General features: G+C 59.3%; 10 protein-coding genes. 6 read left to right on the top strand and 4 right to left on the bottom strand.

What is annotated here, in order from left to right:
• Window positions 1-233 precede the first annotated feature (233 nt).
• From DCL27_RS05610 to DCL27_RS05600, 3 genes are all read left to right on the top strand, one after another.
• Window positions 234-1,394 (top strand): NapC/NirT family cytochrome c, encoded by a 1,161-nt coding sequence (locus tag DCL27_RS05610; RefSeq protein WP_035596058.1) that lies wholly within the window; start codon window positions 234-236, stop codon window positions 1,392-1,394.
• Window positions 1,394-3,886, top strand: coding sequence for a trimethylamine-N-oxide reductase TorA (gene torA, locus DCL27_RS05605; protein ID WP_228594483.1), 2,493 nt, complete (start codon window positions 1,394-1,396; stop codon window positions 3,884-3,886). The genes DCL27_RS05610 and torA overlap by 1 nt, the downstream gene beginning before the upstream one ends.
• Window positions 3,887-4,032: 146 nt before the next feature.
• On the top strand, window positions 4,033-5,247 hold the full coding sequence (locus tag DCL27_RS05600) for a sugar efflux transporter (protein ID WP_228594482.1): 1,215 nt from the start codon (window positions 4,033-4,035) through the stop codon (window positions 5,245-5,247).
• Window positions 5,248-5,304: 57 nt separating this feature from the next.
• Here DCL27_RS05600 and DCL27_RS05595 read toward each other — a convergent pair whose 3' ends face one another.
• Window positions 5,305-5,559, bottom strand: coding sequence for a hypothetical protein (locus DCL27_RS05595; RefSeq protein ID WP_035596066.1), 255 nt, complete (start codon window positions 5,557-5,559; stop codon window positions 5,305-5,307).
• Window positions 5,560-5,869: 310 nt separating this feature from the next.
• On the opposite strand from DCL27_RS05595, the gene mtr reads away from it, so the two are divergent.
• Window positions 5,870-7,120: a tryptophan permease gene (gene mtr / locus DCL27_RS05590; protein ID WP_005287909.1), complete on the top strand. Its 1,251-nt coding sequence runs from the start codon at window positions 5,870-5,872 to the stop codon at window positions 7,118-7,120.
• Window positions 7,121-7,314: 194 nt separating this feature from the next.
• On the top strand, window positions 7,315-7,887 hold the full coding sequence (yeiP, locus tag DCL27_RS05585; RefSeq protein WP_005287912.1) for an elongation factor P-like protein YeiP: 573 nt from the start codon (window positions 7,315-7,317) through the stop codon (window positions 7,885-7,887).
• 102 nt (window positions 7,888-7,989) lie between these two features.
• On the opposite strand, the gene uxuA is transcribed toward yeiP, so the two are convergent.
• On the bottom strand, window positions 7,990-9,180 hold the full coding sequence (uxuA, locus tag DCL27_RS05580; protein ID WP_005287915.1) for a mannonate dehydratase: 1,191 nt from the start codon (window positions 9,178-9,180) through the stop codon (window positions 7,990-7,992).
• 402 nt (window positions 9,181-9,582) lie between these two features.
• Between uxuA and DCL27_RS05575 the strand changes: the two genes are divergently transcribed.
• On the top strand, window positions 9,583-11,055 hold the full coding sequence (locus tag DCL27_RS05575) for a mannitol dehydrogenase family protein (RefSeq protein ID WP_005294705.1): 1,473 nt from the start codon (window positions 9,583-9,585) through the stop codon (window positions 11,053-11,055).
• A 68-nt stretch (window positions 11,056-11,123) separates the two neighbouring features.
• Here DCL27_RS05575 and DCL27_RS05570 read toward each other — a convergent pair whose 3' ends face one another.
• Window positions 11,124-12,704: a methyl-accepting chemotaxis protein gene (locus DCL27_RS05570; RefSeq protein WP_035600066.1), complete on the bottom strand. Its 1,581-nt coding sequence runs from the start codon at window positions 12,702-12,704 to the stop codon at window positions 11,124-11,126.
• Window positions 12,705-12,878: 174 nt separating this feature from the next.
• Window positions 12,879-14,438, bottom strand: a complete 1,560-nt coding sequence (locus DCL27_RS05565) for an EAL domain-containing protein (RefSeq protein WP_035600065.1) — start codon at window positions 14,436-14,438, stop codon at window positions 12,879-12,881.
• Window positions 14,439-14,459 lie beyond the last annotated feature (21 nt).

Raw genomic sequence — 14,459 nt, 5'->3', positions numbered from 1 at the left:
CTGGCGTCTCCTCCCCTGAGGTAATAGGGGTGTGAACGTGCTGTATCCGTGGGTTAATGACCGATACAAAAAGCGTCTGCCCGCTCACGAAACCCACCTTTCGACCGCAATTCAACAGAGTAGATAGCACTAATCGTAATATGATTAATTAGGAAAAAGTGTAACGCCGACGTGTTACACGCGGCGTGTCATGGCAAGTGTTACTCCCCTCTCATAATAATAAGGTCCATTCTATGAGCAATCGTTATCCCGCCTCTGGGCGACATCGGCGTTGGCCGTGGTTACTGCTGCTGGGCGTGATCCTCGGCATCATCCTGGTCGCCGCCAGCTTCACCGTGCTACATAAGACCAGTAGCACCGAGTTCTGCGTCTCCTGTCACACCATGCAACAACCGCTGGCCGAATATCAGGGCAGTGTCCACTTCCAGAATAAACCCGGCATCCGCGCCGACTGCGCCGACTGCCACGTCCCGCAACAACCTCTCGACTTCCTGAAAACCAAGGTGTTGGCGCTGAAGGATGTCTATGGTGAACTCACCGGGAAGATCGACACCCCCGAGAAGTACCAGGCCCACAAGCTGGCCATGGCGCAAAGCGTCTGGAACACCATGAAGGCCAACGATTCGGCGACCTGCCGCTCCTGCCACAGCTACCAGGCGATGGATATCATCGATCAGAGTCCGGAAGCACGCCAGCAGCACCCGGTGGCGATCAAGCAGGGTGAAACCTGTATCGATTGCCATAAGGGGGTCGCTCATATTCTGCCGGATATGAGCGCCTTGACGGCCGCCGGCGCCAACGAACTGGCCGCCGCCGCCGCCCAGACACCGGTCAGCGCCCACACCCTGTACGCCATCACCACCCAACCGTTCTTCCTGAGCCCGAACAGCGGCGCGCACGACGATGGTAGCCTGATGCCGTCAACCGCCATCCGCGTCCTGCAACGCCAGGGCGAGATGATCCAAGGCGAACTCAATGGCTGGCAGCAGGATGGCGTCAACCAGGTGATCTACGATGCCCAAGGCAAACGCATTCTGGCGGCATTGCTGGGTGAGGCCGCGCGTAAGCAGGTGAAAGTCCTGTCGAGCGAGACCGATGCGGCGACGGGATTGATCTGGCATCGCGTCAGCCTCGCCGTCTGGCTGCCGAAGGCCAAACTGATCGGCAGTGAGCAACCCATCTGGCGCTATGCCGCCACGATGATGTCCGACAACTGCACCGGCTGTCACGGCCTCACCGCGTTGGATCGATTCAACGCCAACCAATGGATCGGGGTGGTCAAGGGCATGGCCTCACGCACCTCGTTGAATGAAGAACAGCTGCGCCTACTGACCCAATATGTCCAAAAACACGCCAGCGATATGTCTGCCGATCGTGCCGAGGAGACGAAGTGATGAATAAGAAAACCGCCCCCACCGCCGCGCCGCTGTGCGTCTCACGCCGTCATTTCCTCGCCGGTGGCGCCGCCCTGCTCGGCGCACCGCTACTGGCCGGGCTGTGGCCCAAGTCGGCGCTGGCGCAGGCCATCAGCCTGGCGTTGCCGCAGTTTACCGCCCTGCAGCCGGCCCAAAAGGGGCCGTTGACCGGCGCCCACTGGGGGGCCTTCGAGGCCATCGTAAGCGACGATCGGATGGTCGGCGTACGAGCGGTCAGCGACGATCCCTACCCCAATGAGCTGATCACCATGGCCCCCTATCAGGTCCATGCCGCCAACCGCATCAAGTACCCGATGGTGCGTAAGCATTACCTGGAGGGGGGGCCGCAGAATGGCCATCCCGAGCTACGTGGCTGCGACGAGTGGGTTCGCGTCAGCTGGGATCAGGCGCTCACCTTGGTCAGCGACCAGATCACTCGCCTGCAACGCCAGTATGGCCCGCAATCCATCCACGCCGGCTCCTATGGCTGGAAGAGCGTCGGCATGTTGCATAATAGCCGTACCCTGTTGCAACGCCTGATGAACCTCAGCGGCGGCTTCCTCGGCTACGCCGGTGACTACTCGACCGGCGCGGCGCAGGTCATCATGACCCACGTGGTCGGCTCGATGGAGGTCTACGAGCAGCAAACCGCCTGGCCCAACGTGATCGAGCACAGCGAGCTGGTGGTGCTCTGGGGCTGTAACCCCATGATCACCCTGGAAAACAGCTGGAATATGCCCGACCATGTCGGCCAGACCGGCTTCGAGGCGTTGAAGAAGAAGGGCACGCGTATCATCAGTATCGATCCGGTACGCAGCGCCAGCACCACCCAGCTCAATGCCGAGTGGATCGCCCCGCACCCCTACACCGACGCGGCGATGCTACTCGGTATCGCCCACACCCTGATGAGCGAGAAACTGCACGATCGCGACTTCCTCGCCACCTATACCGTCGGCTTCGATCGTTTCGCCGACTACCTGAATGGTAAGGATGATGGCGTCGTCAAGGATGCCGCCTGGGCGTCGGCCATCAGTGGCGTCGAGGCCGAAACCCTGCGCCAGTTGGCACGAGACATGGCTCGTCAGCGCACCATGATCATGGCGGGCTGGGGGATCCAGCGCCAGCATCACGGCGAACAGCCTCACTGGCTGCTGGTCACCGTGGCCGCCATGCTTGGCCAAATCGGCCTGCCTGGCGGTGGCTTCGGCTTTAGCTATCACTACTCCTCCGGCGGTAGCCCCACGGCGCGCGGCGGTATCTTGTCGGGGATCTCGGCGGGGAATGCGCCGAAGAACAGTCCGACGCCTATTCCGGTGGCACGCATCGCCGATTGCCTGGCCAACCCGGGCAAGACCATCGACTTTAACGGCGGCAAGGTTACCTATCCCGATGTGAAGATGGTGTATGTCGCCGGGGGCAACCCCTTCGGCCACCATCAAAATACCAACAACCTGATCGAAGCCTGGCGTCGGCCGGAGACCATCGTGGTCAACGAACCTTACTGGACCGCCACCGCCAAGTACGCCGACATCGTGTTGCCCGCCACCACCAGCTATGAACGTAACGATCTGGAGATGGGCGGTGACTACTCCCAGCTGTATGTATTCCCGATGCATCAATGCGTTCCACCGCAACACGAGGCACGTAACGACTTCGCCATCTTCGCGGGGCTGGCAGAGAAGCTTGGGGCCCTGGAGGCCTTCACCGAGGGTAAGGATGAACAGCAATGGCTGAAAGGAATGTACGATGGCATGGCGGCGCAGGCACGCAACGCGCGCGTCGCCCTGCCGCCATTCGATATGTTCTGGGCGTCCAACAACTACATCCGCTTCCCGATCCCGCCGGCCAACAAGGAGTGGGTGCGCTACGCCGATTTCCGCGCCAACCCGCTGCTCAACCCACTCGGGACACCGTCCGGCAAGATCGAGATCTACTCGGATACCATCGCCGCGATGAACTACCCCGACTGCAAGGGATTACCTAGCTGGATGCCACCCTATGAGTGGTATCAAAGCGAGGTGGCTCAACGCTTCCCGCTCTCGCTGAGTACCGCGCACGCCGTCAACCGTCTGCACTCCCAGCTGGACAACACCCCGCTGCGTGAGAAGTATGCCGTCGCCAATCGTGAGGCGATCCTGATCCATCCGCAGGATGCCAAGGCACGTGGCATCGCCGACGGCGATCTGGTACGCGCCTGGAACGATCGTGGTCAGATCCTGGTCGGCGCCATCGTCACCCAGGATATCCGCCCCGGGGTCGTGCGTATCAGCGAAGGGGCCTGGTTCGATCCGGCCGATCCGGCGAAGCCCGGTTCGCTGTGTCGAAACGGCAACGTCAACTGCCTGACCTTCGATATCGGCTCCTCTCGCCTGGCCCAGGGTAACTGTGGCCATATGGCGCAGCTGGAGATCGAGAAGTTCCAGGGCACCCCACCGGCCAATACCGCACATGACGTGCCGCGCGGCGCCTAACGCCGGCACGACGCGTTAATCCCACCGTCTGACGGCGCCTGCAACGGGCGCCGTCGAATATTGAAATCCCTTTTCATTTATCTAGAAGGTGCGTAACATGCGCGCCAAATACCCCCTTACTTTCTCAGCTTATTAGCGGTTGATCCATGCTCACTCTTGCCCGCGCCCTCACTCGACGACTCCCCGATCGTACCGGCAGCGCCTTCTTGATCGTCGCGTTTCTCACCGGGATCGCCGGGGCGCTTCAAACCCCGACGCTCAGCCTGTTCCTCTCCAGCGAGGTCACGCAGAGTCCGCTGCTGGTCGGCCTGTTTTATACTGGCAGCGCCGTGATCGGCATCATCGTCAGTCAAGGGCTCGCCAGCCTCTCGGATCGGCGCGGCGATCGTAAGCGATTAATCCTGGGATGCTGCCTCTTGGGAGCCCTCGGCTGCCTCCTGTTCGCCTACAACCGCAACTACACCCTGTTATTGGTGGTCGGGGTATGCCTAACCAGTTTCGGCTCCACCGCCAACCCGCAGATGTTCGCCCTGGCGCGCGAGTATGCCGATCGCAGCGGCAAGGAGGCGGTGATGTTCAGCTCCATCCTGCGCGCCCAGATCTCCCTGGCCTGGGTGATTGGCCCACCGCTGGCTTTCGCCATGGCCTTGGGCTGGGGCTTCACCTTGATGTATCTGGCCGCGACCCTCACCTTTCTATTATGCGCCGCCATCGTGTGGCGCTGGCTGCCGACGATGCCGCGAGCGGCGGAAACCCCGCGCGGCGGCGCCCAGGCTCCACGCCGTAATCGCCATCAGACGCTGCTGCTGCTGATCTGCGCCACCTTAATGTGGACCTGCAATAGCATGTATCTAATCAATATGCCGCTCTATATCAGCCATCAGCTGCAACTCCCGGAGCGGCTGGCCGGCTTGATGATGGGCAGCGCCGCCGGGCTAGAGATCCCGACGATGCTGATCGCCGGCGTCTATGCCAAACGACTGGGGAAACGGCGCCTGATGCTGCTGGCGCTGGCGGCCGGGGTGCTGTTCTACGCGGGATTATGCTGGATCACCCATCCCTGGGCCCTGCTGGCTCTGCAACTGCTGAATGCGGTGTTTATCGGTATCTTGGCGGGGATCGGCATGCTGTACTTCCAGGATCTGATGCCGGGACAGGCGGGCTCGGCCACCACGCTGTTCACCACCAGCGGACGTATCGGCTGGATCATCGCCGGTTCGATCGCCGGGGCCCTGGCCGAATGGTGGAACTACTCGGCGGTATTCCCGGTGTCGCTGCTGATGCTCTTCGCCGCCAGCGCTTGCATGCTGAAGATGAAGAGCGATCGTCAACTCACGGACAATTCGACATCGGCGCCCTAAACCGGGCGCCTATCGGGGAACACGTGGCGATGGACTCGCCCGCGCGGTGGCGCCGACTCAGGGTGTGGTGGCGCGCTCCAAGGCGCCCAGATAAGCCAACGCCGCCTCACGATCCGCGCCGCACATCTCGGCGCAGGGCTTAAGCTGGCCACACACCGCCGGGCGCTGTGCGGAGTGAAATAGCCGACAACGCAACGCCTCATCCAACTGTGGACACGGCATCGCCGCTGGCTTGCCCTGCGGCAACCCCGGGATCGGGCTGGATATCGACGGGGCGATACAACAGGCGGCACACGCGGCGCGGCACTCCATCATTGATGACTTCTCCTCTCCGCCTCGGGCGGTCGATGCTAGGGGCGCACACCCGATGGGCGGCCAGGACCGATGCGGCGCAGAAAAAATCGGCGCTCGGCTCGGCGGGGCGCTTACCCTAACAAAGCCGCGCCGCGTCGGCTAGCCCCGCCGGTGAAAAAAACGTCATGGCCGCCTTTTCAGCGGCCCGGTCGCGACTCCTCCTCTACCCCATCGGGTTTTCTTTCTCTACGCGTCGATTCTCCGGTTTACTTTCTATGCGCCGCATCGTACCATTGCGCTAGTACATAAGAATCCACAGGAGTCACCGATGACCATGGAGCAGACCTTGACCACCTCGTTGCAGCGCCCCTCAATCTTGGGCGGAGCGATGATCATCGCCGGAACCGCCGTTGGCGCCGGTATGTTTTCCATTCCCGTCGTCACCGCCGGGGTGTGGTTCAGCCTCTCCGCCATCCTGTTACTCATCACCTGGGCCTGCATGTACCTATCCGGTCTGATGATCCTGGAGAGCAACCTGCACTACCCGGCGGGAGCCAGCTTCCATACCATGGTGGGCGATCTGTTGGGCAAGGGTTGGAATAGTCTCAACGGGCTGTCCATCGCCTTCGTGCTGTATATCCTGACTTATGCCTATATCTCCGCCGGCGGTTCGATCATCACCCATACGCTGGCACCGTTGGCCGAGGTTGGCCAGCCGTTGGCCGGTGGGGTCTTCGCCCTGTTAGTCGGGTTCATCGTCTGGCTGTCGACGCGGGCGGTGGATCGCCTGAGCACCGTGCTCATCGGCGGGATGGTGATCACCTTCCTGCTGTCGACCGGTGATATGTTTACCCATGTCGACCCCGCCATCTTGTTCGATCGCGGCGACGAACAGGCCAGTTACCTGCCCTATGCATTGGCCGCGATGCCCTACCTGCTGACCTCGTTTGGCTACCATGGCAACGTGCCGGGGCTGGTCAAGTATTACAACAAGGATAGTCGCGCGGTGGTGCGTAGCCTGCTGTACGGCACCCTGATCGCCTTGGTGATCTACCTCTTCTGGCAGTATGTGATCCAGGGCAACATCAGCCGGGCGGCCTTCCGCCAGATCATCGCCGAGGGTGGTAACATTGGCAGCCTGCTCAAGCAGATGGGCAGCGTCGCCAGCAGCCCGTTAGTGACGCAGTTGCTGAACGCCTTCTCCTATATGGCTCTGGCCAGCTCCTTCCTCGGCGTCTCTCTGGGGCTGTTCGACTACATCGCCGACATGCTGAAGTTTACCGATACACCGAGTGGGCGGGCCAAGAGCGCGCTGATCACCTTCGTGCCGCCGACCATCGGCGCGCTGCTGTTCCCCAATGGCTTCCTGTATGCCATCGGCTTCGCTGGCCTGGCGGCCACCATCTGGGCGGTGATCGTCCCGGCGCTAATGGCGCACGCCAGCCGCCGCCGCTTCCCGCAAGCGCACTATCGCGTGCCGGGCGGCATCGCGGTCATCGTCTTGGTGATCGGCTTTGGCCTGCTCAACGCCATCGCCCATATTCTGTCTCTGTTCAATCTGTTACCAATCTACCGCTAAACGACTCGCGCCCCGTTCTCCGGGGCGCCTCTTTTCCCGTCGAGGCCACTTTTTCCGCCGCCTCCCCTTGCCTGAAACGCGGTGTACGGGTAGTGTGTCGCCACCTGACTGCCTCCCGCCGTATCGCCAGTGGTATCCGTAACGGATGGGAGCGCGGCCGAATAACCCCGCTGTTTTTTTAAGGTATTGCAATCATGGCCAGAGCTAACGAAATCAAACGCGGTATGGCGGTAAACTACAACGGTAAGCTGCTGTTGGTCCGCGATATTGATATCCAGTCCCCCAGCGCACGCGGCGCGGCGACCCTGTACAAAATGCGTTTCTCCGACGTGCGTACCGGGCTGAAAGTGGAAGAGCGCTTTAAAGGCGACGATCTGCTGGAGACCATCACCCTGAGCCGTCGTCCCGTCACCTTCTCTTACATCGACGGCGACGAGTATGTGTTTATGGATGACGAAGACTACACCCCGTACACCTTCAAGAAAGAGCAGATCGAAGAAGAGCTGCTGTTTATCCCGGAAGGCGGCATCCCGGGGATGCAGGTGCTGACCATGGAAGGCCAGGTGCTGGCACTCGAACTGCCGCAGACCGTCGACATGGAAATCGTCGAGACCACCCCGAGCATCAAGGGTGCCTCCGCCAGTGCGCGTACCAAGCCGGCTACCCTGCCGACCGGGCTGGTCGTCCAGGTACCGGAGTATCTGAGCAACGGCGAAAAGATCCGTATTCACGTCGAAGAGCGTCGCTTTATGGGCCGCGCCGACTAAGTCGCCGCCCATGCGGCAGGTGACGCCGCTCGGTACGCAACAGGGGGGGACGCATCGCGTCCCCCCCTGTTGGTTATCTCATGCGCCAAGGCGCCGAGCGCATCACTTCATCTGCGGGAAGTAGACACGTTTAATCGCCAGCTCGACACCGCGAACCTCGGCCAACCCCTTTAGGCGCCCGATGGCGGAGTAGCCCGGGTTGGTCTTCTTCTTCAGATCGTCCAGCATCTGGTGACCATGGTCCGGACGCATCGGAATCGGACGCAGATCGCCCGCCTGCTGACGACGCTGCTCTTCCGTCAGGATCGCCTTGACCACGGCGAACATGTCGACATCCCCCTGAAGATGCGCCCCTTCATGGAAGCTCTTCGGGTTATCTTCGCGGCAGGTGGCGCGCAGATGGGTGAAGTGAATACGATCGCCGAAGCGTTCGATCATCTCCACCAGATCGTTATCGGCCCGCACGCCGTAGGAACCGGTGCACATGGTGAACCCGTTGTAGATGCTATCGACCGTCTCTTTCAGCCACTGCATGTCTTCGATTGTCGAGACGATACGCGGCAAGCCGAGGATCGGACGCGGCGGATCATCCGGATGTACCGCCAGGCGTAGACCACAGGCCTCGGCCACCGGGACAATCTCACGCAGGAAGTGAGCCATATGCTCACGCAGCTGCGCCTTGTCGATGCCATCATATTCGGCCAGGCGGGCACGGAACTGATCCAGGGTATAACCCTCTTCCGCCCCCGGCAGTCCGGCGATGATGTTGCCCGTCAGCTTGGCCACCTCGGCCTCACTCATCGCGTCGAAGTAGGCCTTGGCCTGGCGCTGCTCTTCCGCGCTGTAATCCTGTTCGGCACCCGGACGCTGCAAGATATGCAGTTCGAAGGCGGCGAAGGCGATCTGGTCGAAACGCAGGGCCTTGGAGCCATCCGGCATCAGAAACTCCAGATCGGTACGCGTCCAGTCCAATACCGGCATGAAGTTATAGCAGACGGTATCGATGCCACAGGCCGCCAGATTACGCAGGCTCTGTTTGTAATTGTCGATATGACGCTGATAGTCACCCGTCTGCGTCTTGATCTCTTCGTGAACCGGAACACTCTCTACCACCGACCAGGTCAATCCCTTTTCAGCCAGCATCGCCTTACGCTGCTCGATCTCCTCGACACTCCACACTTCGCCGTTCGGAATATGGTGCAACGCCGTCACGACGCCGGTCGCGCCAGCCTGGCGGACATCATCAAGGGAAACCGGATCGTTCGGGCCATACCAACGCCAAGTTTGTTCCATCTACTGTTACCTTCTGCGGTGTGTTAACGGGTACTGCTCTGACGGGTCAGACAGATTTCACGATTCACGGCCATCGCCGGCACAATCTGTCATACCAAATCGTCACAGATATCACTCAGCTTTACCCTGACGCATCCCGATGCGCCTGTCAAAAGCGAAAGTCTCATTGGTTGATCCGCCTCACGATTATCGGGGAATTTTGGACTAACCAATTTGATTTTCTGTCATATCAATTTAGACTGCAAGCCCATGTGATGCTGTCTGACCACCCTGTGAATGCGTGTGGGCTTAGCGCAATTCAGGTGACGGCTCTCGATAAAGTGGTCTAACACCTTTGCGTATTGCTATGAAACAGGCCGCCCATGCGGCGCTGCTTCACTCATCCATTAGATGGAGCTCCGAATGAAAAACCTCGCCAACCATACATTACCGGCCGATGTGCAGCGTCCCAGCTACGATCGCAGCGCCCTGAAGTCCCGTATCGTACACCTAGGCTTTGGCGCCTTTCACCGTGCGCATCAAGCCTTATTGACCGATCGCGTCTTGAATAAGCAAGGCGGTGACTGGGGATACTGTGAGGTGAACCTGATCGGCGGGGAGGCCTTGATCGAGCAATTGCGCCAGCAGGATCATCTCTATAGCGTGCTGGAGAAGGGCGCTAGCCACAATCAGGCGATCGTGGTCGGCGCGGTGCATGAGTCGCTGCACGCCACCCTCGATGGCATCGAGGCGGTGGTCGAGAAGATGGCCGAGCCGCAGGTCGCCATCGTCTCTCTGACGGTCACCGAAAAAGGGTACTGCATCGAGCCGGGTAGCGGACGCTTGGACCTGAACAACCCGTTGATCCAGGCCGATCTGGCCACGCCGCACCAACCCGCCTCCGCCCCTGGCGCCATCGTTGAAGCGCTGCGCCTACGTCGTGAGCGCGGCCTCGCCCCCTTTACCGTACTCTCCTGCGACAACATCCCGGAAAACGGCCATGTGGTGAAGAATGCGGTATTGGATCTGGCCCAGGCGCGTGACCCGCAACTGGCCGCCTGGATCGACGCCAATGTCACCTTCCCCAGCACCATGGTCGATCGTATCGTACCGGCGGCCACCGCCGAGACGCTGGCGGAGATCCATACGGCACTGGGCGTCGACGACCCGTGTGGCATCGCCTGTGAACCCTTTATTCAGTGGGTGGTCGAGGATAATTTCGTCGCCGGTCGCCCCGAGTGGGAGATCGCCGGCGCCGAGTTGGTCAGCGATGTGCTGCCCTACGAGGAGATGAAGCTACGCATGCTTAACGGTAGCCACTCGTTCCTCGCCTACCTGGGGTATCTGGCAGGCTATCAACACATCAATGACTGCATGGAGGATGGCGCCTACCGTCAAGATGCCCATCGTCTGATGCTGCAAGAGCAGGCGCCAACCCTGAGCGTCAGCGGCGTCGATCTGGCACGCTACGCCGCGTTGCTGATCGACCGTTACAGCAACCCCTCTCTGAAGCACCGTACCTGGCAGATCGCCATGGACGGCACCCAGAAGCTACCGCAACGCATGCTGGACTCCATCCGCTGGCATCTGGCGCACGATAGCGCCTTCCCTTGCCTGGCGCTGGGCGTGGCCGGTTGGATGCGTTACGTCGGAGCTATCGATGATGCCGGGCAGCCGATCGACGTGCGCGACCCGATGGCGGAAACCCTGAAGCAATGCGTAGCCAACAGCGCCGACGGCGCAGAGCGTGTCCAGGCGCTGCTGGGCGTCAGCGCGGTCTTCGGTGACGCGCTGCCGCAGGAGCCCCGCTTTGTCGAGGCGGTGACCGCCGCCTACCTGTCACTGATGCAGCAGGGCGCGGCGCAGAGCTGTGCCGAGCTGGCCGCTCAAGCATAAAAAAAGGCCGTCTTTGGACGGCCTCGCGTTCTCCTCGCAGGCCCCCTCCGGGGCCTGCGTTTCGCCGCTTACACGGCCAGCAACGTTTTGCTCCCCTCGCTAACGGTAAATGTCGCGACCATTTCAGTCAGTACCTTGGCCTGATCCTCCAGGACATGGGAGGCGGCGGTGGACTCCTCCACCAGCGTCGCATTCTGTTGCGTCACGGTATCCATCTGGTTGATGGCCTGGTTTATCTGGACAATCCCCCGACTTTGCTCCTCTGCACTGTCCGAGATCTCCCCCAAGACCGCAGAGAGATGGGTGATCGAATTAATGATATTCTCCATCGTAGAACCGGCCGCCGAGACGCTGGCGCTGCCTTGGTTCACCTTCTCCACCGAGGCGGAAATCAGGCTATTAATCTCCTTCGCCGCCTGAGCGCTGCGCTGGGCCAGATTGCGAACTTCGCTGGCTACCACGGAGAAGCCCCGCCCCTGATCCCCCGCGCGAGCGGCCTCAACCGCCGCATTCAGCGCCAGGATATTGGTCTGAAACGCAATGCTGTCAATGACACTGGTGATCGACGAGATATGTTGGGAGTTAGCGGAAATCGCCTCCATGGTCTTAACGACATCCGTAATCGCATGGCCGCCCGATACCACTGTCTTCGCCGCCTCATTGGCCAGCTGCGCCGCGTTGCGTGAGTTATCGCTATTCTGATTCACGATAGAGGTAATTTGCTCCATGCTGGCGGCCGTCTCCTCTAACGCCGCCGCCTGTTGTTCGGTTCTCGACGCAAGATTGCTCCCACCGGAGGAAATCTCGCCAGCCCCCGAATAAATCACCTCGGCGCTGCCTCTCACAGAGATAACAATATCCCGTAACGCCCGCTGCATCTCGGCCAGATGGCTGGACAAAACCTGCATTTCACTTTTACCCTGACAGGCGATACGCTGCGTCAAATCCCCGCGGGCAATGTATTGAATATGGCGAATGACGATCTGCAACGGCAGTAGCATCGCTTTTTTCACCGAGAGCCAACATATCAACAGGCAAAGCAGGGATAACATACCGACCAGCGATAATACCCACTTCATCACCAGGCAATCATGTTGACTCTTACTGACGCCCTGATGCATGAGTCGATCATGTTGCTCCTGCCAGGCATTATAGGCATGCTGTGTCGCAATATTCAGATCGACCAGTTTCTCATTCAGCGCCATCGCCTGCTGGATATCATTTTGCTTTAATAATGAATAGATTTGAGAAACAATGGTGAGATACTGACTGAAATTATTATTTACCCGATTAACCACATCGGCCGATAAACCATCAACATCAGGAATATCTTTATATGCCAGGTAGTTGCGGCGAGCTTCAACGATCCGCCGTTCCGCTCGGTCTGAGAGGCCTTGCACCTTCTCCTGATCAAACTTTGCTGCCGTAACCTGATTTAACGCCTCGCGTAGACTCGAGCGCGCCTGAATTAAATTGATCCAGGCCTCGCTGAAGAACATGACATTACGCCGTGACTGATAATTTTCCTGTATGTGATCATCATCGTTATTAATTACATTATAAAAAATACAGAATGAGATCGCCTGAATTGAAAAAATCGCAACGATTATTATCGGAATTAATGTTGCTATTTTTACCTTAGAAAACATAAGAACGGATTTTCCTGTCGCCGATTATTTATTAAGTAAGCGTTATCGGCACGCGCATCACTTTCTTTATCAGTTTTTTTGAAAATATAAAATATGTCTACAATGCATACAGCCAAATAATGGCTGTAGAAATAGACCGCTCGGTGATAATAACTAATGAAATAACATTTTATGTTATTTCATCGCCTGAGTTGGCACATTAGCTAACCAATGCTGGGTAAAATCCGTGAGGGATGATGGACGACCGAACCAATATCCCTGCAAGAAATCCAGATGGTAAGCGCGTAAATGCTGTAGCTGTGGCTCCGACTCCACCCCTTCCGCTAACGTCACCATGTTGAGACGCTTCGCCAAGGTGATCACCGTATCCACAATATGCTCGGATAACGCGTCGCTCCCGATCATCCGCACGAAGCTCTGATCGATCTTCAAGATATCAAACGGGTAACGCTGTAGATAAGCCAGACTCGAGTGCCCGGTACCGAAGTCATCCAGCGCCAGCTGCACCCCTAATGCGCGTAACTCATCGAAGATACGCTCCGTCAACGCGCCATCGGGCACCCGCTGACGCTCCGTCAGCTCCAACACCAGCTGAATCGGGTTCTCTTGGAAGGCGGCGAGGAAACGACGACACTCCTCGACCAGGCTGAGATCGTTAAAATGGCTGGCGCTGATGTTAAAACCGAAGTGAAAATCTGCCGGTAAACTTTTGCAGCGAGGGGCAAAATAGTCACTGACCTGCTGCATCATGTCACGCGTCATCGCGACGATAAGCCCGCTATCCTCCGCCAAGGGAATGAAGTTATTCGGTGGGATCAGCCCCAACTGGGGATGCTGCCAACGCATCAGGATCTCACAGCCGACCAGACGCTCATCCTGACCACTGACGACCGGTTGGATGTAGGGGATGAACTGATGACGACGCAACGCCTCACGCAAGTAGGCCACCGGGCTATTCACCTGCCCCGCCAGACGGTAGGTCACCACACCAAACACGATGGCTAAGCCCAAGAACAGCACCAGGCTGCCGCGCGAGTAATCCAAAATATAGGCCCAGTGGCTGTTGACCGGGATCGTCGTCACCACCGAGACGGCATAATGGGGGGCCTGCTGCACGATGCGCCGCCCCTCCACCGGCGGCAGCGCCGCGATCACCTGGCCGCGCGCATCCATCCAACGATCGCCGATATGCAGATACAGCGGGGTCGGCTCACTCAACGAACGCAAAATATTGCGCAGATAGTAGCCATCGATCCCAACTAATACACTGCTATTCTCCGGCCCCGGTGTACTGAACACCAACAGGGAGCGGTTCGGCGTCAGCTGATTATTCGGCATCAGGGTCAAGCGATGCTCGCTGTAGCGATCATGACCAAGTTTACGTTGGGTGGCGCCATACAACGACGAGCAGTAGATGGTGCTGTCTCGCGCCAGGTTGACCGAGCGCACGTCGGGCACCGTGGTCACTTGGAAGGCCAACGCGGCGTGTACCGTGGCATCACAGGGTTGTCCGGCATAGCGTAACACCGCATCGGAAGCCAGGCGGGCATTGCCCAGCGCCTCCTCGATCTGCCCCAAGGCCAGCGTAATGCGTTGATGCGCCGAATTACTCAAGCCACGCGAGGCCTGCCAGGAGACGGTGATCACCGCCAATAGCAACACCATCCCTACCGCACCCGCAGACAGCAGCGGGCGGAAATAACCGCGCCAACGCTCAGTGCCCAGTTGCGTCATTCCGCTATGCCTCGCTTTTGC

Origin of the sequence: Edwardsiella tarda ATCC 15947 = NBRC 105688 (genome assembly GCF_003113495.2) — a bacterium.
In the GTDB taxonomy this organism is placed as follows: domain Bacteria; phylum Pseudomonadota; class Gammaproteobacteria; order Enterobacterales; family Enterobacteriaceae; genus Edwardsiella; species Edwardsiella tarda.
The sequence above is the reverse complement of the archived record's forward strand: the minus strand, read 5'-3'. Positions and strand labels throughout refer to the sequence as shown.

Excerpts from the sequence above, each read along its gene's own strand:
- DCL27_RS05610 (WP_035596058.1), top strand. The coding sequence starts at position 234 with ATGAGCAATCGTTATCCCGCCTCTGGGCGACATCGGCGTTGGCCGTGG.
- torA (WP_228594483.1), top strand. The coding sequence starts at position 1,394 with ATGAATAAGAAAACCGCCCCCACCGCCGCGCCGCTGTGCGTCTCACGC.
- DCL27_RS05600 (WP_228594482.1), top strand. The coding sequence starts at position 4,033 with ATGCTCACTCTTGCCCGCGCCCTCACTCGACGACTCCCCGATCGTACC.
- DCL27_RS05595 (WP_035596066.1), bottom strand. The coding sequence starts at position 5,559 with ATGGAGTGCCGCGCCGCGTGTGCCGCCTGTTGTATCGCCCCGTCGATA.
- mtr (WP_005287909.1), top strand. The coding sequence starts at position 5,870 with ATGACCATGGAGCAGACCTTGACCACCTCGTTGCAGCGCCCCTCAATC.
- yeiP (WP_005287912.1), top strand. The coding sequence starts at position 7,315 with ATGGCCAGAGCTAACGAAATCAAACGCGGTATGGCGGTAAACTACAAC.
- uxuA (WP_005287915.1), bottom strand. The coding sequence starts at position 9,180 with ATGGAACAAACTTGGCGTTGGTATGGCCCGAACGATCCGGTTTCCCTT.
- DCL27_RS05575 (WP_005294705.1), top strand. The coding sequence starts at position 9,583 with ATGAAAAACCTCGCCAACCATACATTACCGGCCGATGTGCAGCGTCCC.
- DCL27_RS05570 (WP_035600066.1), bottom strand. The coding sequence starts at position 12,704 with ATGTTTTCTAAGGTAAAAATAGCAACATTAATTCCGATAATAATCGTT.
- DCL27_RS05565 (WP_035600065.1), bottom strand. The coding sequence starts at position 14,438 with ATGACGCAACTGGGCACTGAGCGTTGGCGCGGTTATTTCCGCCCGCTG.